Annotated in this window: 27 protein-coding genes; 20 read left to right on the top strand and 7 right to left on the bottom strand. The window is 48.1% G+C overall.

All coding sequences use genetic code 11. From position 1 onward, the window contains the following. Positions 1-133: 133 nt before the first annotated feature. The 8 genes from ACUYLD_RS01115 (at position 134) to ACUYLD_RS01150 (ending at position 8,891) form a co-directional block, all read left to right on the top strand. Positions 134-1,402, top strand: a complete 1,269-nt coding sequence (locus ACUYLD_RS01115; protein WP_446674265.1) for a sulfotransferase family protein — start codon at positions 134-136, stop codon at positions 1,400-1,402. Next, positions 1,399-3,324, top strand: coding sequence for an asparagine synthase-related protein (locus ACUYLD_RS01120; RefSeq protein ID WP_446674266.1), 1,926 nt, complete (start codon positions 1,399-1,401; stop codon positions 3,322-3,324). Before ACUYLD_RS01115 ends, ACUYLD_RS01120 begins: the two co-directional genes overlap by 4 nt. Before the next feature lie 53 nt (positions 3,325-3,377). Next, entirely contained in the window at positions 3,378-3,506 is a 129-nt protein-coding gene (locus ACUYLD_RS01125; RefSeq protein WP_134902123.1) for a paeninodin family lasso peptide, read from the top strand. Positions 3,507-3,697: 191 nt separating this feature from the next. After that, the gene (locus ACUYLD_RS01130; RefSeq protein ID WP_446674267.1) at positions 3,698-4,741 is read left to right on the top strand and encodes a serine kinase; all 1,044 of its coding nucleotides are present in this window, start codon (positions 3,698-3,700) and stop codon (positions 4,739-4,741) included. Continuing rightward, complete coding sequence (locus ACUYLD_RS01135; RefSeq protein ID WP_348621824.1) at positions 4,728-5,030, top strand: lasso peptide biosynthesis PqqD family chaperone; 303 nt, start codon at positions 4,728-4,730, stop codon at positions 5,028-5,030. The genes ACUYLD_RS01130 and ACUYLD_RS01135 overlap by 14 nt, the downstream gene beginning before the upstream one ends. A 1-nt stretch (position 5,031) precedes the next feature. Next, complete coding sequence (locus ACUYLD_RS01140) at positions 5,032-5,517, top strand: lasso peptide biosynthesis B2 protein (protein ID WP_446674268.1); 486 nt, start codon at positions 5,032-5,034, stop codon at positions 5,515-5,517. A 45-nt stretch (positions 5,518-5,562) separates the two neighbouring features. Continuing rightward, positions 5,563-7,059, top strand: coding sequence for a nucleotidyltransferase domain-containing protein (locus tag ACUYLD_RS01145; protein WP_446674269.1), 1,497 nt, complete (start codon positions 5,563-5,565; stop codon positions 7,057-7,059). Positions 7,060-7,079: 20 nt separating this feature from the next. Beyond that, positions 7,080-8,891, top strand: coding sequence for an ABC transporter ATP-binding protein (locus tag ACUYLD_RS01150; RefSeq protein WP_446674270.1), 1,812 nt, complete (start codon positions 7,080-7,082; stop codon positions 8,889-8,891). 22 nt (positions 8,892-8,913) lie between these two features. Here the strand turns inward: ACUYLD_RS01150 and ku are convergent, their stop codons facing one another. Continuing rightward, positions 8,914-9,828, bottom strand: a complete 915-nt coding sequence (ku, locus tag ACUYLD_RS01155; protein WP_013309197.1) for a non-homologous end joining protein Ku — start codon at positions 9,826-9,828, stop codon at positions 8,914-8,916. A 209-nt stretch (positions 9,829-10,037) separates the two neighbouring features. Between ku and ACUYLD_RS01160 the strand changes: the two genes are divergently transcribed. Further along, positions 10,038-10,277 carry a hypothetical protein gene (locus ACUYLD_RS01160; RefSeq protein ID WP_061829618.1) on the top strand — a complete coding sequence of 80 codons (240 nt, stop codon included), beginning with the start codon at positions 10,038-10,040 and terminating at the stop codon, positions 10,275-10,277. Between the two features lie 56 nt (positions 10,278-10,333). Beyond that, on the top strand, positions 10,334-10,513 hold the full coding sequence (locus ACUYLD_RS01165; protein WP_069291346.1) for an H-type small acid-soluble spore protein: 180 nt from the start codon (positions 10,334-10,336) through the stop codon (positions 10,511-10,513). A 245-nt stretch (positions 10,514-10,758) separates the two neighbouring features. Here ACUYLD_RS01165 and ACUYLD_RS01170 read toward each other — a convergent pair whose 3' ends face one another. The 5 genes from ACUYLD_RS01170 to ACUYLD_RS01190 all read right to left on the bottom strand — a co-directional run bounded on the left by ACUYLD_RS01170 (position 10,759) and on the right by ACUYLD_RS01190 (position 15,241). Then, the gene (locus tag ACUYLD_RS01170) at positions 10,759-11,415 is read right to left on the bottom strand and encodes a 3-oxoacid CoA-transferase subunit B (RefSeq protein WP_446674271.1); all 657 of its coding nucleotides are present in this window, start codon (positions 11,413-11,415) and stop codon (positions 10,759-10,761) included. Next, positions 11,412-12,077, bottom strand: coding sequence for a CoA transferase subunit A (locus tag ACUYLD_RS01175; protein ID WP_235307615.1), 666 nt, complete (start codon positions 12,075-12,077; stop codon positions 11,412-11,414). Before ACUYLD_RS01175 ends, ACUYLD_RS01170 begins: the two co-directional genes overlap by 4 nt. A 41-nt stretch (positions 12,078-12,118) precedes the next feature. Then, positions 12,119-12,859 (bottom strand): acetoacetate decarboxylase, encoded by a 741-nt coding sequence (locus ACUYLD_RS01180; RefSeq protein WP_446674272.1) that lies wholly within the window; start codon positions 12,857-12,859, stop codon positions 12,119-12,121. Positions 12,860-12,914: 55 nt separating this feature from the next. Beyond that, complete coding sequence (locus ACUYLD_RS01185; protein WP_446674273.1) at positions 12,915-14,099, bottom strand: acetyl-CoA C-acetyltransferase; 1,185 nt, start codon at positions 14,097-14,099, stop codon at positions 12,915-12,917. A 611-nt stretch (positions 14,100-14,710) separates the two neighbouring features. Continuing rightward, positions 14,711-15,241 carry a cysteine hydrolase family protein gene (locus ACUYLD_RS01190; protein WP_061829613.1) on the bottom strand — a complete coding sequence of 177 codons (531 nt, stop codon included), beginning with the start codon at positions 15,239-15,241 and terminating at the stop codon, positions 14,711-14,713. Positions 15,242-15,374: 133 nt separating this feature from the next. Between ACUYLD_RS01190 and tsaE the strand changes: the two genes are divergently transcribed. Genes tsaE through tsaD form a run of 4 tightly spaced genes read left to right on the top strand, consistent with a single transcriptional unit; the run spans position 15,375 to position 18,288 of the window. Then, complete coding sequence (gene tsaE / locus ACUYLD_RS01195) at positions 15,375-15,854, top strand: tRNA (adenosine(37)-N6)-threonylcarbamoyltransferase complex ATPase subunit type 1 TsaE (RefSeq protein WP_023987468.1); 480 nt, start codon at positions 15,375-15,377, stop codon at positions 15,852-15,854. Between the two features lie 3 nt (positions 15,855-15,857). Next, entirely contained in the window at positions 15,858-16,694 is an 837-nt protein-coding gene (gene tsaB, locus ACUYLD_RS01200; protein WP_250267701.1) for a tRNA (adenosine(37)-N6)-threonylcarbamoyltransferase complex dimerization subunit type 1 TsaB, read from the top strand. Between the two features lie 17 nt (positions 16,695-16,711). Next, on the top strand, positions 16,712-17,227 hold the full coding sequence (gene rimI, locus ACUYLD_RS01205) for a ribosomal protein S18-alanine N-acetyltransferase (RefSeq protein WP_039269584.1): 516 nt from the start codon (positions 16,712-16,714) through the stop codon (positions 17,225-17,227). Beyond that, positions 17,224-18,288 carry a tRNA (adenosine(37)-N6)-threonylcarbamoyltransferase complex transferase subunit TsaD gene (tsaD, locus tag ACUYLD_RS01210; protein WP_023987471.1) on the top strand — a complete coding sequence of 355 codons (1,065 nt, stop codon included), beginning with the start codon at positions 17,224-17,226 and terminating at the stop codon, positions 18,286-18,288. The genes rimI and tsaD overlap by 4 nt, the downstream gene beginning before the upstream one ends. 548 nt (positions 18,289-18,836) lie before the next feature. Here the strand turns inward: tsaD and ACUYLD_RS01215 are convergent. Next, a complete protein-coding gene (locus ACUYLD_RS01215; protein ID WP_039270134.1) occupies positions 18,837-20,801 on the bottom strand; it encodes an ABC-F family ATP-binding cassette domain-containing protein in 1,965 nt (654 codons plus the stop codon). Positions 20,802-21,071: 270 nt separating this feature from the next. On the opposite strand from ACUYLD_RS01215, the gene ACUYLD_RS01220 reads away from it, so the two are divergent. From ACUYLD_RS01220 to groES, 6 genes are all read left to right on the top strand, one after another. After that, complete coding sequence (locus ACUYLD_RS01220) at positions 21,072-21,704, top strand: 5-formyltetrahydrofolate cyclo-ligase (protein WP_446674566.1); 633 nt, start codon at positions 21,072-21,074, stop codon at positions 21,702-21,704. A 52-nt stretch (positions 21,705-21,756) separates the two neighbouring features. After that, entirely contained in the window at positions 21,757-22,245 is a 489-nt protein-coding gene (moaC, locus tag ACUYLD_RS01225) for a cyclic pyranopterin monophosphate synthase MoaC (protein WP_013309211.1), read from the top strand. 113 nt (positions 22,246-22,358) lie between these two features. Beyond that, the gene (locus ACUYLD_RS01230; RefSeq protein ID WP_013309212.1) at positions 22,359-22,841 is read left to right on the top strand and encodes a MogA/MoaB family molybdenum cofactor biosynthesis protein; all 483 of its coding nucleotides are present in this window, start codon (positions 22,359-22,361) and stop codon (positions 22,839-22,841) included. A gap of 103 nt (positions 22,842-22,944) precedes the next feature. Further along, positions 22,945-23,196 (top strand): twin-arginine translocase TatA/TatE family subunit, encoded by a 252-nt coding sequence (locus ACUYLD_RS01235; RefSeq protein ID WP_013309213.1) that lies wholly within the window; start codon positions 22,945-22,947, stop codon positions 23,194-23,196. Positions 23,197-23,308: 112 nt separating this feature from the next. Next, positions 23,309-24,076: a twin-arginine translocase subunit TatC gene (gene tatC / locus ACUYLD_RS01240; protein ID WP_103048885.1), complete on the top strand. Its 768-nt coding sequence runs from the start codon at positions 23,309-23,311 to the stop codon at positions 24,074-24,076. A 356-nt stretch (positions 24,077-24,432) separates the two neighbouring features. Then, complete coding sequence (groES, locus tag ACUYLD_RS01245) at positions 24,433-24,714, top strand: co-chaperone GroES (protein WP_007429271.1); 282 nt, start codon at positions 24,433-24,435, stop codon at positions 24,712-24,714. Positions 24,715-24,762 lie beyond the last annotated feature (48 nt).

Below are 24,762 nucleotides of genomic sequence, written 5' to 3' on the forward strand. Positions count from 1 at the left end.
TTAACATGAACGTGAAGTGCTGAATTTATCCATCAAAGGGATTGACAAGATACACTATGTATCATAAATTTATAATAAAAATACGATATGTATCTATTAAAGTGTCTTGAGCAGAGGTAGAGGAGGAGTTTGCTTGATTGAAAAGCAAGGCGGAGGGCTGGTATTCCTGTTAAGTGTCCCTCGGAGTGGAAGCTCGCTGCTTACCGCCATTTTGCAAAACCATTCCCGCCTGTTTGCCACACAGGAAATGTGGTTTCTGCTCAGTTTATATGATCTTCCTCAGTCACATGCACGGCCATATGGAGGAACAGGGATACTTCGGCAATTTTTTAAAGGTATGGTCCCCTCCGACGTATTGGAGCAGGCCTCCCGTTCGTATGCACTTGAAATATATAATGGTCTGCTTCAAGGAACAACAGCAGATATGCTTATCGACAAATCCCCGCGTTACTATACGGTTTTGGAATTTATAGACCGTTTATTCCCTGCTTCCCGCAGGCTGTGGCTTATCCGGAATCCTTTGGCCATTGTGGCCTCATTCAAAAAGGTTAATCAGCTACGAAATGGACGTTTTCAACTGCTGGAGGAACTAGGGAGTCCACATTTTAATATGAAAATGACGGATATTACGGTTGGTTTGTTCCGTTATGCTCATTATTTTGCTACACCTCATCCACTTGCATACCCGCTTAGGTATGAACAACTCGTATCCAATCCAACGATGGAGATCGAGAAGCTGTGCAGTTTTCTGGGAATCAAGTATGAGCTGGGAATGGAAAAGTATGGGGACTTTGCGGATACGCCCAAATCCAGTCTTTTTTATAGTATGGGAGCGGGTGATCCCTTCGTAGGAGAGCATGAGCAGGCGCATCAAGATTCGGTACATAGCTGGCAACACTTGTTGAGTAAAACGGAAATTGAGCTGTATTGCAGAAGCATTGGGTCCCGCATGTTTAAGCAGCTTGGTTACCCGGAAGCGCTGGAGCAGGCTGAGCAGATGACTGGAGTCCGCTTTGAGGATGAGCCGGATATAGAGTTGCTGAGTCGACGTACACAACAATTCCTCCAGCAAAGCGGCTTTGAATGGAAGGCAGCTTATCGGATGCTGGAAGAACAGGATGCAGATAACAGAGAACTCGTGATAAATGCAACCCGTCATGCTGCACCTCAAGATCCGGCAAGGATACATGTGGACCAGAACGTGAACGATCGGCGGATTCAATCCCTGGAAAACAGGTTGGCACATAGCTATGAGGAGCGGAACCGTCTTATCGCTCAGCTCCAAAGCTATCAACGCCCAAATCAAGGTCTCCGATATCGTAGCCTCTTTGCCCGTAAGCTCGGGCGCTTGGCGTCTGTAGTGTTATCAAGTATAGGAAAAGAAAAAGGGGGAAGAACGTGAGTGCGATTGCCGGAATCTATAGCTTTGGGCATGAGTCCGTATGCACCGAAGAAGGCGGGAAAATGATGCAAGCTCTGCGAAAATATCCCGCTGACCGCGTATGCGCTTGGTGTGAAGGCTCTATTTTTTTGGGTTGTCATGCCCAGCATGTGACCCCGGAATCTGTTCATGAGCGTCTTCCCTTCCATGATGAGCTTAGAGATTTGGCAATCACAGCGGATGCAATTATTGACAATCGTTCCGAGTTGTTTGAACGGCTGGGAGTTGAGCAGGAACGGCGACAAGATATCACGGACAGCGAGCTGATTTTGCTGGCATATGACAAATGGGGAGTGGATGCAGCCGGTTATCTGATAGGTGATTTTGCCTTTGTTATTTGGGATGCCAAGGAACATCGATTATATGGTGCTCGAGATATGACAGGCAATCGTACGTTGTACATCTACCAGCATGACCGAGGATTCGCGTTTAGCACGGTAGTCGCTCCGCTTTTGGCCCTGCCCTCTCTGCGAAAAGAATTGTATGAGCCATGGCTGGCCGAATTTTTGTCCATCCGCGCCATGCAGGAATCCGTCGATATCGGAACGACCGCATACAAGCATATCAACCAGCTTCCTCCTGCACATTGGTTCACTATGGAGGAGGGAAAGCGAACCCTTCATAAATATGCATGTCTGGATGAGGTAGAGCCACTGCGGCTCAAAACAGGGGGCGAGTACATAGAAGCTTTCCGCGAGGTGTTCACACAAGCGGTCACTGCCCGACTACGGACGCATCGCGCTGTAGGGGCTGCCTTAAGCGGAGGGCTGGACTCTGGAGCGGTTGCAAGCTTTGCCGCGCCATCGCTGCACTTGCAACAGAAGCCGCTGCATGCCTACAGCTATGTGCCTGTTCAAGATTTTACAGACTGGACACCGCCTACATTGCTGGCGAACGAACGAAGCTATATTCAGTCTACGGCTCGCTATGTGGGCAACATTCACGAGAATTATATGGATTTTGAGGGGAAAAGTCCGTTTTCAGAAATTGATATTTGGCTGGAACTCATGGAAGCACCCTACAAATATTTTGAAAACTCCTTCTGGATCAGAGGTTTTTACGAAAAAGCACAGGAGCACAATGTCGGTGTACTGTTGACCGGGGCACGAGGCAACTTTACCGTATCGTGGGGCCCTGCACTAGACTATTATGCCCGGCAGTTTCGTCGTTTGCACTGGTTGCAATCCTTTCAGGGATTGTGGCGGTACAGCAAGCTTACGGGCAGGCACATGTCACATCTACTCCCCGTAATGTTGAAAAAAGCGACTTCACTTGAATCTCATTCATGGTTGCGGCGTAGCAATCGAAGTCCCGTTCCTTCCCTGATTCACCCGGAGTTTGCCAAACGGATGCATGTAGAAGATATTCCTGTATTGAGCGGAACAGGTTGGATAAAAAATGCCGATCAGACGAGAAAAGAGAAGTTCTCAAATTTGGCGATTGCCAACAAAAATGGTGTGGTCGCGACCAAACTTTCACTACGTTATGGCCTATGGGAACGTGATCCGACCGGGGACAGCCGGGTAATTCGTTTTTGCTTATCGGTGCCTTTTGAGCAGTATGTGCAAAACGGTCGGGACCGTGCCCTCATTCGTAAAGCCATGCGTGATCATCTACCTGATGATGTTCGGTTGAACCAGCGGGTACGCGGCGTGCAGCCTGCCGATTGGCTACATCGTATGCTTCCTTGCTGGGATACGTTTATGGGGGAGCTTCAACTGATGTGTCATGATTTACGAGCGGCTGAATATCTCAATATTGAGTTAATAAAGACGGCTATGGCGAAACTTCGCCACCCCCGCCCTGAACAGGCGTCTGATCCAAATATACGACTACTAATGCATAGCCTGATCGTGTACCGTTTTCTCTGTGGATTGAACTGATTCAGATTGATCTGGCCGGACAGTTCGTCATTCGTTGGAGGGGAGGTGATGAAATGAGTAAAAAAGAATGGCAGGAACCGACGATAGAGGTGTTGGATATTAGCCAGACCATGGCGGGGAAAGGCTGGAGACAGATTGATTGGGTGTCCGACCACGATGCCGATATTTATAATCCAAGCTAATAGATGGTTATACATGCAGCCGATGTTGGACTGGAAGCCAGACAGCTCGGCCGATAACGATTGAATGAACGAAAATAGCATAATCCATTGGACTCGTATTCAATACAGAGCCGTCTTTATTTCTTTCGGGTTAGAGGTTTTGCCCAAGAAATAAAGACGGGATTTTTAAGGACAGAGGAGTGAGTCCTACCGTGCATGACAGGAGTGCAAATGTTAGTTGGACGAAATATACAGCCTTTGGACTCAGGATTGCCAGTGAACTGAATCTGCCTGAGCTTCTCCTGGCAGCACCGGAAGCAGTAGAGGATGTAGTCATTCGACAGGCTGATTTGACTGCATGGAGTGGTCAGCTGGAACAGGCCAATTTTGTGATGCTGGATGAACGATTTATGTTCCAAATACCAGGCACGGCCATTTATGCCGTCAGAGAAGGCAAGGAAATCGAGGTAAGCATATTCTCCGGGGCCGATCCTGACACCGTGCGGCTATTTGTGCTGGGTACGTGCATGGGTGTTCTGCTGATGCAAAGACGAATATTACCTATTCACGGAAGTGCGGTCGTCATTGGGGGGAGGGCCTACGCATTTGTGGGTGAATCGGGTACGGGGAAATCGACACTGGCGGCTACTTTTAGGCAGGCAGGTTATCAGATGGTTAGTGATGACGTGATTGCTGTAGAAGCTACGGCTTCCTCAGCCATCGTGTATCCAGCTTATCCGCAGCAAAAGCTGGGGTTGGATAGCTTGCTCCAACTGGAGGCTTTACGGGAGAACAAGCATGCACGCACAATAAATCACATACGGTCCCTAACGGATGCCAATTCTGTAATGCCACAATACAGAGATCTGCGTATGCTTGCAGATGAGCTGAATAAATATGCCGTACCCGCCGTAGATGAATTTTTTAACGATCCGCTGCCCTTAGGGGGCGTATTTGAGCTAGTGGCAGATTCACCAATCCGTGCGTTGATGCGCGAAGGGGAGTTAGTGGCAGTTACGGAACAGCCCTTGAACGTTCTGGAGTGCTTGCATACATTACTACAACATACATATCGTAGGGTGATTATTCCTCGAATGGGTTTGAGTGAATGGTCGTTTGATACAGCGGCTAGGATGGCTCGTAAAATAGAGGGCTGGCGGCTGCTGAGGGATAGTTCCGTCTTTACTGCGTCCGAGGTTGTACAACGGGTACTTGATATCATTCGTAAGGAGGAAAAGAGTTATGGGAGCCACTAATCCAGCTAAAGACCATTATCGCGTCATTTACGGTGAAGAGGTCTACGTCAGTGATATGGACGGGGAAAAAGTGATGATGAGTATTAACACTGGTAAATATTACAACTTAGGCTTCACAGGAGGACGAATCTGGGAACTGGCAGAATCCGGTCCTTCACTTGGCGATATCGTAACTGTCCTGACGAACGAATATGAGGTGGACGAGGAACAGTGCAGACAGCAGGTACATACCTTTGTGGCTGAGTTGGAGCGGGAAGGACTGTTAAAGCTTCTACGGGAGTCGGTATAATATGCGGATACAACGGCTTCTTCTCCTGTCTCCAGAGGTCAGGAGATTGTTGCCGGAAGCTTGGCTGGAGCTGGGATGGGCGAGGCTGCGCCAGTGTCGTTCTTTTGGGGATTACTCAAGGATTTGGGGCATATGTATGGAAGAAACTCCATGGCAGTGTGATGTCGGGCAGGAGAAGTCCATTCAGCAGATTTCGCACGCTGTGGAGCTGGCAAGCCGTTATACTCCTTGGCGCAGTAGTTGTCTTGTACAAGCCGCTGCGGCGATGACGTTGCTGGGACGTAGAAAACTGGACTGCACGCTGTATCTGGGCACAGCCAAAAATGCCGCTGGCCGCTTGGCCGCACATGCATGGGTACGTAGCGGACCGATTTATGTCACGGGGAAACGGGAGATGGAAGCATTTACGGTGGTGGGGATATTCGGGAGACGTGCTGTGACGGATACAAATACAAAGATGGCAGATAAAGGTAGTTATTTACTTTAACGCGATGAGACAAAAGAAGTCCAAAGAATCGAAGGAGAAGAATGCATGCCCACCAAGTCTGTTTTGGAACTTGCGAATTGGAATGAGGATCAGGAATTAACGTTGTTACTCTCTCTATTGGGGAAAGACTTTTCTCATTGGCAGGATAAGACTGCTGCTACCCAGCTGCGTGAGATGGATTGGGTCCGCTTTTTACGTCTGACCGAGCACCATCGAGTGGTACCTACAGTGTATCTCCAACTGAAAACATTGAATCATCCGTTCATTCCCGCAGAATTGTTGCGAAACCTTCAGGCGCAATATCATCGAAACACGCTTCGCATGCTCCATCTTCAAGCAGAAGCCGGGCGTCTGACCAGGCTGCTCATAACTCATGGAATCCGTGTGCTTATACTGAAGGGTCCTGCTCTGGCACAGCAATTGTACGGGGATGTTTCTCTGCGTACCTCCAAAGACATCGATTTACTCATTGCCCCTGACGATATGGATGAGGCTGAGCATTGGATGAAGGAAGCCGGATATGCGTCCAAGAGCGGAGAAGTGCGTGTCCTTGGCAGTTGGAAATGGAAGGACCATCATGCATCCTACCTCCATCCGCAAAAACGGGTAGAGATAGAGTTGCATTGGCGTCTTCACCCGGATGGGGGTGGGGAACCCTCTTTTGACGAGCTGTGGAGCTGTCGGCAAATGGGTAAAGCTACAGGAGCCAGTCGGATGGTACCGTTGGCACCTGCCGACAACAGGACTGCGATGACGTCATGTATGTATACGCTTGGCAGCGAGCATCAATTTCTGTACTTGAGTGCGCATGGTGCGCGTCACGGCTGGTTCAGGCTGCGCTGGCTGGTTGACATCGACAGGCTTGCGGCATGTGCTGTCGATTGGGAGGCGCTACTGCCGATGATGCGCCGCTACGGGGGCCTGCCTGCTGGCGGGCAGGCCTGGGCGCTCGCCGCTGCGCTGTTGGGTACGCCGATACCAGAGCCGATGCGTCCGGTATCGGCTACCCGGCAGGCGCACAGGCTCGCGCTGAGCGCGCTGGCCTTCATGCAGGCCAGCGTTCCCGCACCATACCCGATTGCCCACGGGTCGGGTACAGGTAGGCTTGCTCCATCAGAGCTGCTGCGCAGCAGAGCTTTGGCGGAGCAAGCGGAGGCCGCCCCTCTGGATGGCGGTCCTTCATTGTGTAGTACCTGTGGCGAAGCAGCCATGCTTGCCACCATTGGCGTTACTAGCATCACAGAAGGTGACAGTAACGACGACTATAGCCCGATGAGCACCGCTACCAGTTGTGCCCCCATTACTCCAGCTGCCGCCTCCAGCCAAGTCATGACCAGAAACACGGCGGCTGCCCATCAGCCGGTCAGCCGCACTTACTTGCTTTCCTTAAAAGAGCCAAGACACAGACTAAGTTACCTCATCAGCCGTTTGTTTCCTTCTACGGGGGATTCGGCCGTTTTTCCACTGCCTCGCCAGCTGCATTTTTTGTATATCCCTTTACGTCCATTTCTTTGGCTGAAGCGGCGATTTTCAAAGCACTGACTCGATAAGGAGTGTGCATTATGGTTCACCTGCGATTATATATGACAAAGCTGTATAGCGTGAACGGCGGTGCGTTATTTCTCAATATTGGATGTATGATCATTGTTAGCCTGCTGGAGGGTTTTGGCATTTATATGCTTGTTCCTATGCTGGCGGCCATCGGCGTATTTGTCGGTCATTCAGGGATGCCATTTCTGTCTGATGGATTGGATCATTTTTTGGCGTTCATTCCTAAAAGCTGGCTGTTGCCGGGGATGTTGATGGTTTTTGTAGTGCTGCTTACAGGGCAGGCTTTGCTTCAGCGTTACCAATCCATCCTGAATTCGCGGATTCAGCAGCGTTTTATGCGTTCTCTGCGAGTAGACGTGTACACTTCCTTTATGAAGGCGCAGTGGGCTTTTTATTTGCGTCAGCGTAAATCTGATTTTAGCCATGTGATGACGACTGAGCTGGCGCGTGTCAGTCAGGGAACGAATTTGCTTCTTCAACTGACTACAGCCGTCATGTTTACGCTGATCCAGATTGCGCTGGCTTTTTGGTTGTCCCCCTCTTTAACCGGACTGGTATTTCTGAGTGGATTGGGGCTGTTTGTCGTGTTCCGCCGCTCCATTCGAAATGCCAAACAATTAGGTGATCGTACGACTGAGCTGTCGCAGGTTTATTTTGCTGGAATTACGGATCACATGAACGGCATGAAAGATATTAAAAGCAATCTGTTGGAAGCGGCGAATATCCATTGGTTTCGCTCCCTGACACAACGAATGGAGGATAATACGACCCAATTTGTCCGGCAAAATGCGACCACACAGTTTTTTCATCGTACAGCGGCAGCTGTTTTTGTCGCTTGTGTCATATTTATATCGTTGCAGTGGCTGCATGTTACATCTGAAAAACTGATTGTGCTGATTCTTATATTTTCCCGCTTATGGCCCCGATTTGCCCTTATTCAAGCGAGTCTGGAATACATCATGTCTATGATTTCCGCTTTTGAAAGTGTCACCAAGGTGCAACAGGAGTGCGAAGCTTTCTCCGATCCATCGGTATTCAATCTATCATCTGCAGCTGTACGGCAACCCCTGTCCCTTCGTCATGGAATTGAATGCAGCCATCTGGGTTATCGCTACGATGGTGCAGCAGAGCCTGCGCTGCATCGTATCAATTTGTTCATACCCGCCCGGGGAATGACAGCCATAGTAGGGAAATCGGGAGCAGGTAAAAGTACAATGGTCGATGTCCTGATGGGTTTTTTACGTCCAACTGGGGGGCAGATTACAATAGACGGGCTTGTTCTGGACGACGAATTGTTGCCCCAGTGGCGGCAGTCGTTTGGCTACGTGTCACAAGACCCATTTTTATTTCATGCGACTGTCCGCGAAAATTTGATGCTGGCAGATAAGGATGCTAGTGAGCAGCAACTATGGGAGGCGTTACATTTTGCAGCCGCAGACAGCTTTGTATCCAGACTGCCCGAAGGGCTGAACACGGTCATTGGAGATCGCGGGATTCGTCTGTCTGGAGGAGAACGTCAACGGCTAGTATTAGCACGGGCTGTCTTGCATCATCCTCCGGTGCTTATACTAGATGAAGCGACAAGTGCGCTGGATGGTGAGCATGAAGCTGCAATTCAGGCAGCACTGGAACGGATGAAAGGTCAAATGACGTTGATCATCATCGCTCACCGCCTGTCAACCATCAGACATGCGGATCAAATTGTCGTACTGGATCAAGGCGAGGTCATACAGCAGGGGAACTACCGCCAACTGGAACAAGAGGAGCGGGGGGCGTTCAGTCAGCTACTATCGTATCAAAGTAGTCTCACCGCCACCCCTTAGCCAGACTTTTCTGTAACTCAGCTTAAGTTTCTTTACGTTTGGCAGTGCTTCTTTTCTTTTTGACTGGAGTCGGAGAGATGTTCTCGCCTGCAACAGCCTGCTGTGCTGTTGGGGCTGCTGGTTTACGCGCAGGACGTTTTTTCGCAGCAGGGCCGGGATCGGTAACGACAGGTTGCACTGCCTCGATGCTGGCCTGAAGGGCGGCCATTAAATCTACTACGTTGGTCTGAGGTTGTGTTGGGGCGATTCGCACCTCTTCACCAGCCACTTTATGCTGAATGAGATCCAGCAGACGCTCGCGGTACTGATCCGTATACTTCGCTGCATCAAAAGGTGTAGATAGCTGCTCGATCAGCATTTTTGCCATAGTTAGCTCCTTCTCTTTAACCTCCTCCTGCCCCGGTAAGTTAGGAACTTGAGCAATGGGGCGAATTTCATCTGGGTAAAACATCGTCTCCACCGCCAAGCATTCATCCAACACCCGAATAGCCGCCAGGCTGCTTTTAGAGCGGATGGAGATTTGGGCAATCCCGATTTTCCCGGTATCCTTCATCGCATTCATGAGCAGCTTATACGCATTGGAGCCAGCTTGATCCGGGGACAAATAATAGGTTTTCTGAAAGTAAATCGGATCAATTTCCTGCAAATCCACAAAATCTAAAATGACAATATTTTTATCCGCTTGTCCGCTAACTTGCTCCAGTTCCTCCTTGTCGAACATGACAAATTTTCCTTTTTCATATTCGTAGCCTTTTCCAATTTCCTCCCACTCAACCTCTTTATCACAAACGGGACACTTTCGTACATAGCTAAGTGGGCTTCCACACTCCTTGTGAATATAACGCATGGAAATGTCCTTATCCTCCGTCGCTGAAAACATTTTAACGGGCACATGAACCAGCCCGAAGCTGATTGCGCCTTTCCAGACCGTATGCATAACGCCAGTCCCCCTTTTCTTAAATCCTCATTTTGTATCCTTCGATTCCAACGCTCGGCTGTGAGCATATGATTTTTCACTTAGTATGCTTCGTACAAGTGATTGTATGAGGTGCAAATGAAGACTGCGATTTACTTCTGCTTGCGCATGGTTACAGCAATTTTGGTGCATAGTAAGGCATATCCGATTCAAAAGGAGGTACACAATTTATGTCCGGAAAATCCTTTCCTCGGCAAATCAGGCATCGTGTAGGTCAAAACCATGTCGCCTTTCGGGGACCCGCCGGAGGAGAACAGGATGCATTGCCGCCAGAGTTTGCCCTTTCCCATGGAATCCAACCGCCTTTTCCCATAGCTGTGGCTCATGTGGATTTGGAGGCTGTAGTTTCAACTTCGCCTTCTCATAGCATCCCTTCATTAGATGTTGAACGGATTATAGATGAAGACTAGGTGAACTATATTTCTGAATGAATGCAGACAATAACAATCAGGAGGGGAAGAATAGCATGAACGTGGAACGAGCAAAAGCTATTTATGATTCGCCCGATACCATTGCCGTACAAATGGATGGAAAACCGATCTGGATTGAGCATGTAGACGAAGCGAACGGTATGGCCACTGTACAGATAGGTAGCAGACCCACCAATACCCAAACCGTCCGTGTGGATCGTCTGGAAGAACAATAGAAGAGGAGCACCAAAACAGATTTTTTTCCATAGTATGGGGTATAGCTGTAGAAAGATCTTGGACAGCTGTAGTCTTTCATCGCAGAATGCTGCTTGAAAGGTCCCACTCCAACAAAAAAAGGCTCGCAATTGCTCAATGAGCAATTAGCGAACCTTATTTGTAATAATAAATGCAGTCGAGAGAGCATGTTAAACGCCAGACAAGTTAATTTGAAGGTGCAGCTGGTTCCTTTCTATGATGACCTTTATACTGCTATGGCTCTCAAATGTGGTGAAACCATCAGTTTAGCCTCTGTTGCTAATTGAACATCTTCCACCGACAAACCCGGAGCAATTTCTTTTAGCATCAGCCCTTTACCCGGAATAACATCGATGACAGCCTTTTCGGTTACTATGGTCTTTACAACATTTACAGCGGTCAGGGGCAGTTTACATTGTTCCAGTATTTTCGGAGCTCCATTTTTGTTCACATGCTCCATGGCTACAATCACTCTCTTGGCTCCGACCACCAAATCCATGGCTCCCCCCATGCCTGGCACCTTTTTCCCTGGGATCATCCAGCTTGCAAGGTTGCCTTTCTCATCGACCTCCAGGGCGCCCAGCACGGTGATGTCCACATGCCCTCCGCGGATGATGGAAAATGAAAGTGCACTGTCAAAAAAGCATGCTCCTTCCATAGTTGTAACGTAGTTTCCGCCTGAATCGATACAATCGAGCCTTTCTTTTCCCTGAGCCGCTTTGGGGCCTACACCGAGGATTCCGTTCTCCGCCTGCAGCATAATATGAATGTCCTCGGGGATATAGTCCACTACCATTGTAGGCAATCCGACACCAAGGTTGACAACTTCACCATTTTTGAATTCCTGGGCTATTCTTCGAGCAATAAATTCTCTGTTATTCATGCGTTTTCACCCACCTTTACAATTGCGTCGACAAATATTCCGGGAACGTTGACATGATTGGGGTCAATTTCACCCGTCTTTACGTATTCGTCTACCTGAGCAACTACATACTCTGCCGCTGTAGCCATAACCATATTGAAGTTACGTGAAGAGCCGTTGATGACAAGATTCCCCGCTTCATCAGCCTTATGGGCTCTAATTAATGCCACATCGGCTTTGAGCGGCAGTTCGAGCAAGTATTCCTTTTCATCAATTTTGATTTTCTGTTTTCCTTCCTCTACAACGGTGCCTACACCTACAGGTGTTAAAACCCCGCCCAAACCGGCTCCTCCTGCGCGTATTTTTTCAGCGAGCGTGCCTTGCGGGAAGAGTTGGACCTCAGCTTCTTTCGTCATCAGGAGCCTTCCCGTTTCCGGATTGGAGCCGATATAGGATGCAAAAATCCGCTTTACTCTGCCGCTTTTTACAAGTTTATAGATAGATAATTCCGGTGTGCCTGTGTCATTGGAAACAATCGTAAGATTGCTGGCAGGATTGGTGTCGACAAGCGCACGAACCAGGTCCTCTGGAAAGCCTCCTGCCAGAAAACCTCCGACCATCACCGTGTCTCCGTCTTTGACCTTCTTAACTGCTTCTTCAGCGGAGATTACTTTGTTATTCATGGTTCCTTCTCCTTATATATATATTTTTAGGAAAGCAAACTTTATTGGAGATAGTCGTAGAGGACTCTTCCATATGGAAGCGTTAAATCAGCAATAAAATGTTTCCCGCCAATATAAGCTTTAACCGGCAAATCTGCCACTGGAGCGTTGACATGGGGGATCAAGCTTAATCTGGCGGGCCCTGACCAGGCGCCTTTTACAGTAATGTTCTCGAGATTATACGCTACTAATTGAGCGATTTTGGGGGTACCGTCAACATCAGGAATTAGCTTTAAATTAACTTGCATTTTTGCGATGGCTTTTGCCGTTTCCTTTTCATCAAGAATGTTATATTTGAAAGGCATAGTTCCCGTGGCCACCAGGACGTGATTATAATGCAATGTACCCGTCAGCGTCTCCGTTTCCTCCACGCTCAGGCGAGGCTTTGCCCATTTTTTCGGAAATCCCCAGACTTCGCGTCCCCCCAGAATAGCAGGCGCGTTATCCAAATACATTTGGGCGACAAAATTGCAGGGTTCTCCTTGAAAAGTACACGGAATGACAATACCGCTTTCCTCATAGCATCCTAAACCGGATGAATCGGGCATCTTGATCCATTCATAGGAGACCGTATTGCTTCCATCCGGCTCAAGAGGCTCTGGGACCGCCTGTCTAATCGCAGCAGGATCGGTCTCATAGGTAATGATAAAAAATTCCCGGTTGATGAAGCGGTATGGTGGGCGCCCGTAGCTGCCGCTAGCCGCAGGCATAGATTGGAGTGAAAGTACATCTTTTTGATTCATAGCGATCTCCCTTCCTTTTAAGAGATAGTTCTAAAAGTCATCCTGAACACGCACTTTAAATGAGCGCATTTTCAACTAGCATGGCTATTCCCATTCCTGTTCCGATGCATAACGAGGCGATGCCGTAGCGTGAAGATCTTCGCACCATTTCGTGAACCAACGTAGTCAATATCCTAGCACCGCTGGCACCGACAGGATGCCCGATCGCGATTGCGCCGCCATTGACATTCACCTTCTCAGGACTGACCCCTAGCTCTTTCACTACCGCTAATGCTTGTGAGGCAAACGCTTCATTAATTTCAAAAAGATCAATGGCATCGATGGATATACCTTGCTGCTTAAGAAGTGTCGAAATGGCTTTCACTGGCCCCATTCCCATATATGCAGGGTCAACGCCAACAAGTGAATATCCCTTGATATATGCCAATGGCTTTAATGCATGTTCCTTGCATTTGTCTTCCGACACTACAAGCACGGCCGCCGCGCCATCATTGATTCCTGAAGCATTTCCAGCGGTAACCGTCCCGTTCTCCTTAAATGCAGGTTTTAATTGAGAAAGTTTTTCTTGCGTTGTATTTCCTCTTATGTGTTCGTCCTCTGTGAAAGAAATAGTTTCTTTTTTGGTTTTGATCATGACCGGAACAATTTGCTCTTCAAAAAGCTTCTTGTTTTTTGCTTCTACGGCTTTTAGCTGGCTTTGATAGGCAAATTCGTCCTGTTCAAGTCTTGAAATTCCATATTTCTCGGCAACATTTTCTGCGGTAATTCCCATATGGTAATGGTTGATCGGGCACGTAAGGCCGTCGGCCACTAGGGAGTCTACCAACTCACTGTTGCCAAGTTTGTAGCCGTTTCTTGCATTCCTTAGCAGGTAAGGGGCATTCGACATGCTCTCCATGCCTCCGGCCAAGACGATGTTGCCTTGTTCAGCCAATATTGAATTGTAAGCTAAAGCAACGGCATGAAGTCCTGAACCGCAAACCGTGTTTATCGTTGTTTCGGGTACATCAATAGGGATACCGGCTTTTAATGCCGCCTGTCTGGCAGGATTTTGTCCATTGCCCGCCTGAAGAACATTTCCCAAATAAATCTGATCAATCAAAGAAGGCTCTAATTTACTTTGCTGAAGGCATGCTGTCATCACAGTTGCCCCCAGTTCGGAAGCGCTTAGAGGCGCAAGGGTTTTGTTAAAAGAGCCGACCGCTGTTCTCAACGGGCTTACTAAAGCTACTTTTTTCATTAAAAACTCACATTCCTTTCGCTGTGTTCAAAACACAATACATCCATGATTGCACTTCAATTCGTAATTTCCGCTCTTAACCTACGAGAAGCAGCGACTGCAAGATACATTTGCATGCGGGCATATCATGGTGCCTAAGACAGTGAGTGTGACGGTTCGATCGCCTTCTCTCATTGGAAATTAAAACCATTTTCATCATAGTTCTAATGCAGATTTTGCTCAATGTCCAAATATTTACACATATCTATGTACAGATGTTTATAGGGCCATATACTCCACAATAATTAGGCCATTCTAACGTTTTCTGTTAATTTCTTAATTTTTCTGAAAATCATGATCATTAATTGAATTTTATGTTAAAAATGAAAGTTGCAATCCATACGTGAGAAAGTTTTCCTCGCAATATCATCTAACTCATCGCTGGGTAATAAAAAAAGCCTCCAGAATTTTCTGAAGACGGCTTTGCCTTTCAATATTCATGATCTTCGTTATATTGTGCTAGCTCGCTTCTTGTTAACAGTGTCACCCGAAAGTGCGCTTTTTTCGCATGAACAAAAAAAGAAGCCGACTTGCTTGAAAGCAATCGGCTTGGAACATTAAACTTCAACAACTCACGAAAAATGTACATCTTCCGTCGCAAGTAAACGCACAAAACGATTGCCAAGCATACCATTATGATGAGCTACGATTTGTTCACCGCTTAGCACCTTGCTATCAAATGTACTATGCGCATCCAATACGAGTACGTTGTTCTGGTATCCCAGACTATAGGCGCTTCGGCAAGTCGTGTCGAGGCAAAACTCGGTCTGCATCCCCGCGATTACGAGTTGATCGGCCCCCAGTTCCTTCAGTACATGGCCCAATTCGGTTTGGTAGAAGCTGTCCCAGGATGATTTACGGACAATTCGTTCATGAGGAAGAGGACGCACTACGTCGGCGATGGCCCAGCCTACACTGTTTTCTCGGAAATCCTCATCCGCTTCATCGGTATGCTGTACAAAAATCACCGGTGTACCTGTAGCTCTGGCTTTGTCCAAAAGCTGCTGCAAATGCGCTACAACTTCCTGCTCACGATACAGCTTCTCATCATACATGAACATAGCCTGCTGAACATCAATCATGAGTAAAACGGTTTGCCCCATCGTTTCAATCCCTCCCTGTGTGTATCACTAACTTACAATAGCATGTCTTCATGCCTTGCGGCGACATAAGGTGAACTATATAATAAAGAACAAGTTGGAACGGTCCGATTCGGACGAAAGGTGATTAAAATATATGACAATTTCGCAGGAGCAGTTTACGTTCCGTTCTGTCTCAGAGGCACAGACCGGGTCATTGGCTGGTTTTTTGGCAGCCAAAGCGGTTCCCGGAACGGTGATTGTGCTGGATGGAGATCTGGGAGCGGGCAAAACTGCTTTTTCCAAAGCTTTTGCCGGTCATTTAGGTGTGCCGGGTATCGTTAATAGTCCAACCTTTACCCTTATTAAGGAGTACGAGGGCCGATTGCCTTTGTATCATATGGATGTGTACCGGATTTCCCAGGACGAGGCGGAGGATCTCGGGCTGGACGAATATTTTTACGGGACAGGAGTATGTCTGGTGGAATGGGGTAGTATTATACCGGATATATTGCCGGAGCAGCGGCTTCACATGTATATAGAAACAACGGATGTGGGGGAGCGCTTGATTCACCTGACCGGGTACGGCGAGCCTTATGAACAATGGTGCCGCAGTTTGCGGGAGAATGGAGTTTGAATCATGCAAAGAGAGCATACAGATGTGAATGTAAAGCCGCGTGAGCGGTTTTTGACGTTAGATACAGCGACGACCGTGATGGCGGCCGCTCTGATGAACGGAAGAGAATTGCTGGGAGAAAGCAACGTCTATGGCGAACGTAATCACTCCGTGCATGTGATTACCGAGCTGGAACGACTGCTGAATGAAGAAGGGCTGACACGAGATGATGTAGATGGTATTGCAGTTGGTGTTGGACCGGGGTCTTATACCGGTATCCGGATTGCGGTGACCGCAGCCAAAACACTCGCTTGGGCCTGGGGTATCCCGGTGACGTCCATATCCACTTTGCATGCTTTGGCGTGGGGTGGTTGGAATCGCGGCATCGAGATGAAGGGACAAGAAGATAAAAATGAGTCTGTGAATAACGGTTCAACCGGAGCGCAGGCAGCAGACTGGATTGTGCCTGTGCTGGATGCGCGCCGTGGTCAGGTTTACACGGGGCTGTTCGGCGTGAATACAGTTGACGACACCGAGAGCCCTCAACGGCTGGAGCCAGATGCAATTCGCTTGATGACTGCTTGGACCGATGATCTGCTGCAACGGCTGGAGGCTTTGCCTTCTGAAGAGCGTCCTCCGGTCATTTGGCTAGTCGGTGAAACGGCGGTTCACGCCGAAACAGCCGAGCGCCTGCGTGCTTGGAGCGAGCTGCGTATCGTACCTTATGAGCTGGAGGGAAGATGGGTTGGCCGCCTTGGGGCGGATAAGCTGCTTCGTCAAGAACATGACGAGCTACATACGCTGGTTCCCAATTATACCCAGCTGGCGGAGGCGGAAGCCAATCTGCTTCGTCAGCGCTGAAGAGAGCGGTGAACAACATGGCAAAGAACATACAGCGGGAAGAGAAACTTGAGTTTCGCTTGATGCAACTGGATGATATTCCCGATGTGCTGGAGATTGAGCATGAAGCGTTCACGCTGCCGTGGACGGAGGAAGCATTCCGCAATGAGCTGACGATGAATCATTTCGCTAAATATATGATTATGGAACTAGACGGACGAGCCATTGGTTACGCAGGCATGTGGACGATTATGGATGAGGCCCATATTACGAATATTGCGATTCGTGAGGCTTATCGCGGACGCAAGCTTGGGGACAAGCTGTTGGATGAGCTGATGCAGACGGCCTCTTATTTAGGGATGGAACGTATGACGCTGGAGGTGCGGGTAACGAACCGGATCGCTCAGGGCTTGTATGAGAAAAAAGGCTTTAAGCCCGCAGGTGTGCGCAAAGGCTATTATTCGGATAATAACGAGGATGCCGTGATCATGTGGGCGGATCTTCCCGCGCATGGGGCATCCGGTGAACAGGAAGGAAGCGTGCAGAAGCAATGACGCAAGAGGAAAAAGCAGGTACAGGCTCCGCCTCCGGCGAGCCTTGCTATATACTGGCAGTGGAAACGAGTTGTGATGAGACGGCTGTTTCCGTCGTGAAAAATGGCACAGAGGTGCTCTCAAATTTGATTTCCAGTCAGATTGAAACACACAAAGCCTTTGGTGGTGTTGTGCCAGAGGTAGCTTCACGCAAACATGTGGAGAGCATCACCTATATGCTGGACGAGGCCATGCAAACATCGGGAATTACCCCTCGTGAGATTTCGGCGGTTGCCGTGACACAAGGACCAGGACTGGTTGGCGCATTGTTGGTTGGAATTGTCGCTGCCAAGAGTGCTGCCTTAGCGTTCGGCAAGCCATTAATCGGGACGCATCATATCGCGGGACATATTTATGCCAATCAGCTGGAGCATGATATCGTATATCCGTGCATTGCTCTCGTTGTGTCAGGAGGACATACAGAGCTGGTGCTGATGGAGTCCGAAGGTCATTTTCAACTCATTGGTCGTACAAGGGATGATGCGGTTGGGGAAGCCTACGACAAAGTAGCGAGAGCGATTGGGTTTCCGTATCCGGGTGGCCCGCATGTGGATCGTGTGGCTCATGAATCGGAGGAAGTGGTTACTTTGCCGCGTGCATGGCTGGAGCCGGATTCTTATGATTTTAGCTTTAGCGGTTTGAAATCTGCGGTGCTGAATGTAATTAACCAGACGAAAATGCGCGGAGAAACCGTTCATGTGGGAGCGATCGCAAGAGGCTTTCAAGAGTCGGTCGTCGAGGTGCTGGTGGAAAAGGCGATTCGTGCCATGCGTGAATACGGTGCGAAGCAGCTTCTGCTTTGTGGCGGTGTGGCTGCTAATCGTGGACTGCGTACAGCATTGCGGGAGCGCTGTGAGCGCGAAGGAATCGAGCTGCTTGTACCATCGATGAAATATTGCACAGATAATGCAGCGATGATCGGCGCTGCGGCCTACGCCAAATGGAAGCGCGGGGAATTTACCTCATTGGATATGAAGGCTGATCCAGGGCTGTCTCTGGAAGAATGGTCTGTCCAAACTTAATTGAAGAAGAATGAGCAAGACACGGCACAGTTGAGTCGTGTCTTTTTTTGTTCCGCTCCATAACTATCATAAAAATATAAATTCAAGAGGATAAAATACAGGAGTTTGAGCAAATGATTGGCAGCCTCTCATTCACTCGCATTATTCGTCACAATTGTTCACGATTTTTCATGATCCATCAAAAAAATCTGGAATTTTGATATTGCCCGAATAATGATGTGATTTGTCAAGTTGTGAACAAAGTTATCCACATATACCGCTTCAAATGTGGATAACCGAGTCCGAAGCAAGCAGGCTAAGACTTTTTGGAGATAGCAAGTTGGGGGATATGTAACACCTTTAGTTCTTGTGAAATCTGTGGATAATGTGGATAAAAAGGTGGATAAATTTGGTTTTCATTTGAAAATGGCTTTTTATCAATAAAAAAATGGCCCAAAAGGCCATTTTTTAATCTCATTCATACACATAAGCTGTGGATAATCTTGTGTACAAAAATATAGAAGAGGAAAATGTGAAATTTTTAAGGCTAAGATTTTATGCAGTAGTTTTTATTCTTCTAACAGCTCTTCCCAAGAGGTATAGGTTTCAGTCAATTCCTGTTTATGGGTGTCGAGTTGTGCCTGAATATTCTGAAGCGCTGTGTAATCCTGATAAATCTCAGGCAGGGTCATTTGTTCCTCCAGCCCTAAAATTTGTTCTTCCAGCGTTTTGATCTGGTTTTCCAATGCCTCCAGCTTGCGTTGACGGCTACGTTCCTCGCTTTTGGCTTGTTTGTCTGCCGCATAGGTGGCGGCGCGTGATTTGGATGTGGTCTCGTCTGTCACGGATGCAGAGGTAGCCGATGTTTTGCCGCGTGTGGCCTGATTTGCCTCCAGAGCTTCCTGCGCAATTTCCTCTAACTCCTGCTTTTTGGCTACATAGTCATCATAATTCCCCAGGAAATGTTCTATCCCCCCAGGATGAAGCTCGATGACACGTTCCGCCATTTTGTTCAGGAAATAACGGTCATGGGAAATGAACAACAGCGTACCGTCATAGTCCATCAAAGCCGCTTCCAGCACTTCCTTGCTAAACAGATCCAGATGGTTGGTAGGCTCATCTAGAATTAACACGTTGGCTTCGCGCAGCATGAGCTTGGCCAGAGATACACGGGCTTTTTCCCCTCCGCTTAATGCAGCTACCTTTTTAAGTACATCGTCACCGCTAAACAGGAAATTACCCAGCACTGTACGAATACGTGCTTCTTCCATATGAGGGTACTCGCTCCACAACTCCTCCAGTACGGTATTGGCGGGGTTCAGGTTCGTCTGCTCCTGGTCATACAGGCCGATTTTGATTTTCGTACCCCAGTGGATGGAGCCAGCAGCAGGTTTAAGTGATCCGGTCAGACATTTGAGCAACGTCGATTTTCCGATCCCGTTCGGACCAATCAGTGCCACGGTATCTCCACGTTTTAAGTCGAACGATGCATGCTGGAATAAAGGCTTTTTACCTTCATACCCCACAGAGAGGTCACGTACCTCCAGTACTTCCTTACCTGACATATGGGCTGTTTCAAAGGAAAAATGAGCCTTTTTCAAGTCTCCCATGGGCCGATCCATACGCTCCATTTTATCTAGCTGCTTGCGCCGACTTTGAGCGCGTTTGGTTGTGGAAGCCCGCACGATATTACGTTGTACGAATGCTTCTAAACGGGCAATTTCTCCTTGCTGCTTTTCGTAATGCTTCAGATTCGTTTCGTACTCGGCAGCCTTCAGCTCCATGTAGCGGCTGTAGTTGCCTGTATATCGAGTAGAACGATGGCGTTCAATTTCAATAATCGTCGTTACCAGTCGGTCCAGGAAATAACGGTCATGTGATACAACCAGCAGAGAACCGGAGTAGCCGCGCAAATAATCCTCCAACCAGGTCAGTGTTTGAATATCCAGATAGTTGGTTGGCTCATCGAGCATAAGGACATCTGGTGCGAGCAGTAGGATGCGCGCTAGCGCAAGCCGAGTTTTCTGTCCTCCGCTCAGAGTAGCTACGGGCGTCTCAGGTGCAAATGAACCAAAGCCCATACCGTGCAGCACGCTGCGAATACGGGTCTCCATTTCATAACCACCGTGATCCTTGAACCAGTCTGAACGACGTGCATAGCGTTCCAGCAGATCTGCGTAGCGTTTTTCGTTTTGAGCATTGGCCAGGTCAGCGATGTCCTGTTCCATTTGCCGCAGTTCCCGTTCCGCTTCAATCAGGGGAGTGAACACCAGCATCATTTCCCCCCAGATAGAACGGTCAGAATTCAAGCCGCTGTTTTGCGCCAGATAACCGATGCTGGTCTCCTTCGCCTTGAAAATTTGTCCACTGTCATAGGATATTTCACCAGCAATGATTTTGAGCAGGGTCGATTTGCCTGCACCGTTCACACCTACGAGTCCAATACGTTCACGTTCCAATATTTGAAGGTTAATCCCGTCCAGAACGGGCTCAATTCCATAAGATTTAGTAATTCCGGTTACTTGCAATAGCATAGCGTATCGTTCCTCCATTACATTTTGCACAGTTCTACCTGCTTTCTTCACAGGTACCTTCCTTCCAGTTTACATGAAATTACCCACTATTGCACTGATTTCACCCTGTAAACCCTTGAGCCGCGTGTAGTCAATTTGTATAAACAATGATAAACTTAAACGAGAAGTGAAAAAGAATGAAAAAAACTTGCAACGTACAGCACTTACTGACAAATGGGACAATAGTAACGTTTTAAAGATTATCGACGATTGTGCGGGAGGGCGGATGTGATGGATGTCTGTAATGTGAAGAACGCGCTGCGTTTGCAGCAACGGGAAGCGCGTGACTCCATGGACCCGCTGACAAGGCAGAAGGCATCGGCTGTGGCCTGTCGGCATGCAATCGAGGCATGGGAGCAGCTTAGAATAGACAGAAACGGAGATAAGCTAACCTTATTTAGTTATCTCTCTTTTGGCAGCGAGATTTCGACGACTCCCCTCATTGAGCATTGCTGGTCACAGGGAGATCGTGTCCTGGCCCCAAGAGTGGACCCGGTAACTCGGACTATGGAGCTGAGGGAGATGGATCAGTACGGAGATATTGTACCCGGCATCTGGAACATCCCTGAGCCTGCTTTGACATGCAAGGAGTGGTCGCCTGAAATGTGGACGGGAATTGACTGGGTTGTTGTGCCCGGCTTGGCCTTTGATCGTCGTGGGGGCAGGATCGGCTACGGCGGAGGCTATTATGACCGCTTTACCGTACAGGTAGAGGCAGAGAAGCGTAACAACAGCCATGCAGGTCCGCTTTATGTCTCGCTGCTGTTGCCGGGACAATTGCTGACACAGGTGCCCATGGAGCCAAGGGATTTGCGAGTGGACGTGCTGTTTACTCTGGATGGACGCTTAGATTGTGATTATTGACAAATGATGAATGAAGTAAAGTTGGGTATGTGAAAGGAGTTGTGAGGGAGTCGTGGATTCCTTTACTCATTTTAACGAACAGGGACGGGCTCGGATGGTAGATATTTCGGGTAAAACGTCTACGATTCGTACAGCAGTTGCCGTGACTCAGATTACGATGAATCCGGCTACATTGACGGCTGTAAAAGAAGGAAGAATCGGCAAGGGTGATGTTCTTGCTGTGGCCCAGGTCGCAGGGATTCAAGGCGCGAAAAAAACGTCAGACTGGATACCGATGTGTCATCCACTGGCCCTGACAGGCGTGAACATTACTTTTTCCGATAATGGACATGATGTGCTTCATATTGAAGTTGAAGTGAAGACCGAAGGTAAGACAGGTGTAGAAATGGAAGCTTTGACAGCGGCTTCAGCCGCAGCGTTAACCGTGTATGATATGTGCAAGGCGCTGCAAAAAGATATGATCATCGGCCCTACCATGCTGCAATCCAAAACAGGTGGCAAGCATGGAGATTTTCAAAGGGAGGACCACCGGGAACCTTGACATAGACAACATTGTCGCCGAGAGGGTACTGTGATGTGATGGAGGATGCAGCGTGGCTGTTTCTGATTTTCAGAAGAGAAAGTATTCTTTCATGATAGGAGAAGGGTGATCTTATGGTGTGGAAAACGGCGATCCTAACAGCCAGTGATAAAGGGGCAAGGGGAGAGCGTGAGGATACAAGCGCACAGGTCATCCGGGAACTCATCGAAGAAGAACTGGGCGGAGAGATTGTGGAATACCGGATCGTTCCCGATGAACCGGATGAAATTATTGCAGCTTTAATCGAAATGACCGATTATTTTCATGCAGACCTGGTACTAACTACGGGTGGAACCGAGCTGGCGATCCGTGATGTGACACCGGAGGCGACTAGGCGGGTTGTGGAACGGGAAGTGCCAGGCATGGCGGAAGCCATGAGAATGATCGTGATGCAGAAAAATCCAGCGGCTATGCTATTCCGTGGAATCGTAGGAATACGCGGACGTACACTGATCGTCAATTTACCAGGAACGCCCAAAGGTGTGCATGAAAATTTGGCAGCGATAATGGACCAACTTCCAGAAGCGCTGCTTATGGTGACAGGCCAGTTCCGGTAGAAGGCAGCACATCGTGTGTGGTATGATACCTATAAGAATTTATAAGGCCGTATACGGACAAAAATTCTTATTTTGTCCGTCAACATAAGGAGGATTACTACACATGCCCAATATTGGAGCACCGGGTTATATTTTGTTAATTATTCTGGCGCTGCTGCTATTTGGTCCGAACAAGCTGCCTGAGTTGGGTCGAGCTGTAGGGCGTACATTCCGTGAGTTTAAAAACGGGGCACGCGATATTTTATCAGAAGATGAACGGACTGAGCGTAAAGACAGCAAAGATAGTGTGGTCAAAGCATCACAGACGACGTCTTCAGAAGTTCAACCTCAGCCTGAGGATAAACGCTTGTCATAGATTTAGTGATCGATTCTTGATGCTTGTACAATAAACAAAAGCCTCTTCTTCAGTGAAGGGCTTTATTTTTTAGGAGGCGCTGCTGCGTTCCGTTCAGAAAGGAGGAGTGGACTTGACCCCATCAGAGCATGAAATGCCGCTAATGGAACATCTGGGAGAGCTTCGCCGCAGAATTATCTATGTGCTAATTGTATTTGTATTGGCACTGGCTGGTGGTCTGTTCGCGGCGGGTTCTGTCTATGACTGGCTTATTCGCTCCGGTTCGGCGCAAGCTTTTCAGTTAAACGCGTTTTCCTTTTGGGACGGGATCGGTATCTACATGAAGATCGCCATGATCATCGGGATTGCGGTGGCGCTACCGTTTGCTTGCTATCAACTGTGGAAGTTTGTCAGCCCGGGCTTAAGACCGCAAGAACGAAGTGCGACTTTGCGGTATGTGCCTTATGTGCTGCTTTTGTTCATCATTGGGACAGCTTTTGCTTATTTCATTATTTTCCCGATGGCAATTCAGTTTACATCGTCGGTCACCAAAAGTATGGGATTACAGGAAACGTACGGGATCGCACAATATTTCACCTTTATGTTTAATATTGTACTACCTGTAGCGCTGCTGTTTGAGCTCCCCCTGCTTATCATGTTTCTGACGGGAATTCATGTTTTAACACCAATGCGGCTTCGCAAGTGGCGGAAGATTTCGTATTTTCTGCTTGTGTTCGTTGCGGTTGTCATTACCCCGCCGGACTTTATTTCCGATTTTTTGGTGGCGATTCCGTTGCTGGTGCTGTATGAAGTGAGCGTGTATTTGTCTTCGGTCGTGTACCGCAGGCAGCTGCGTGCACAGGAGGAACGTGAGGCCCAATTGCGTGTAGCTTCAGAATAATAAGGCAGGACCTGAATGGCTCAGTAAACAATTTATTCGGGTCCGCGCTACATGTCTTGCAGATGATGAATGGCATTTGTATATCATGACTATTTATAGAGCATAACAGCAGCAGCTTAGCTGCCTTAAAAATAACCATTAGCTTTGAGTTAACGGTTATTTTTCAGATAGATGGATATAATCGGGAAGGACTGTCCATAAAAATTCCCATAAAAAATACATTAGGGACTTGAAATTCAATCCCAAGTTGAGTATCATAAAGTTGGTTGTTAGCACTGACGACTGTCGAGTGCTAATACATACAACATAACAACCAAATTACAGGATAAAACACTTAATAAGGAGGCTATTTTTTCATGATCAAACCTTTGGGTGAACGCGTATTGGTGGAAGCAATTGAGCAAGAGACAACGACTTCCTTCGGGATCGTACTTCCTGACTCTGCCAAGGAAAAGCCGCAAGAAGGCAAAATTATCGCGGTTGGCGCAGGCGCATTGAAAGACGGTGCCCGTATTCCTCTGGAAGTAAAAGAAGGCGACCGTGTCATTTTCTCTAAATACGCTGGAACGGAAATCAAATATGAAGGTAAAGAATATTTGATTATGAAAGAAAGCGATATCCACGCGATCATCGGTTAACCGGAACCCGGACAAGACCTGAATATAGGAATTGAAACAAATTATTCA

Source organism: Paenibacillus sp. SER-28 (assembly GCF_052906305.1).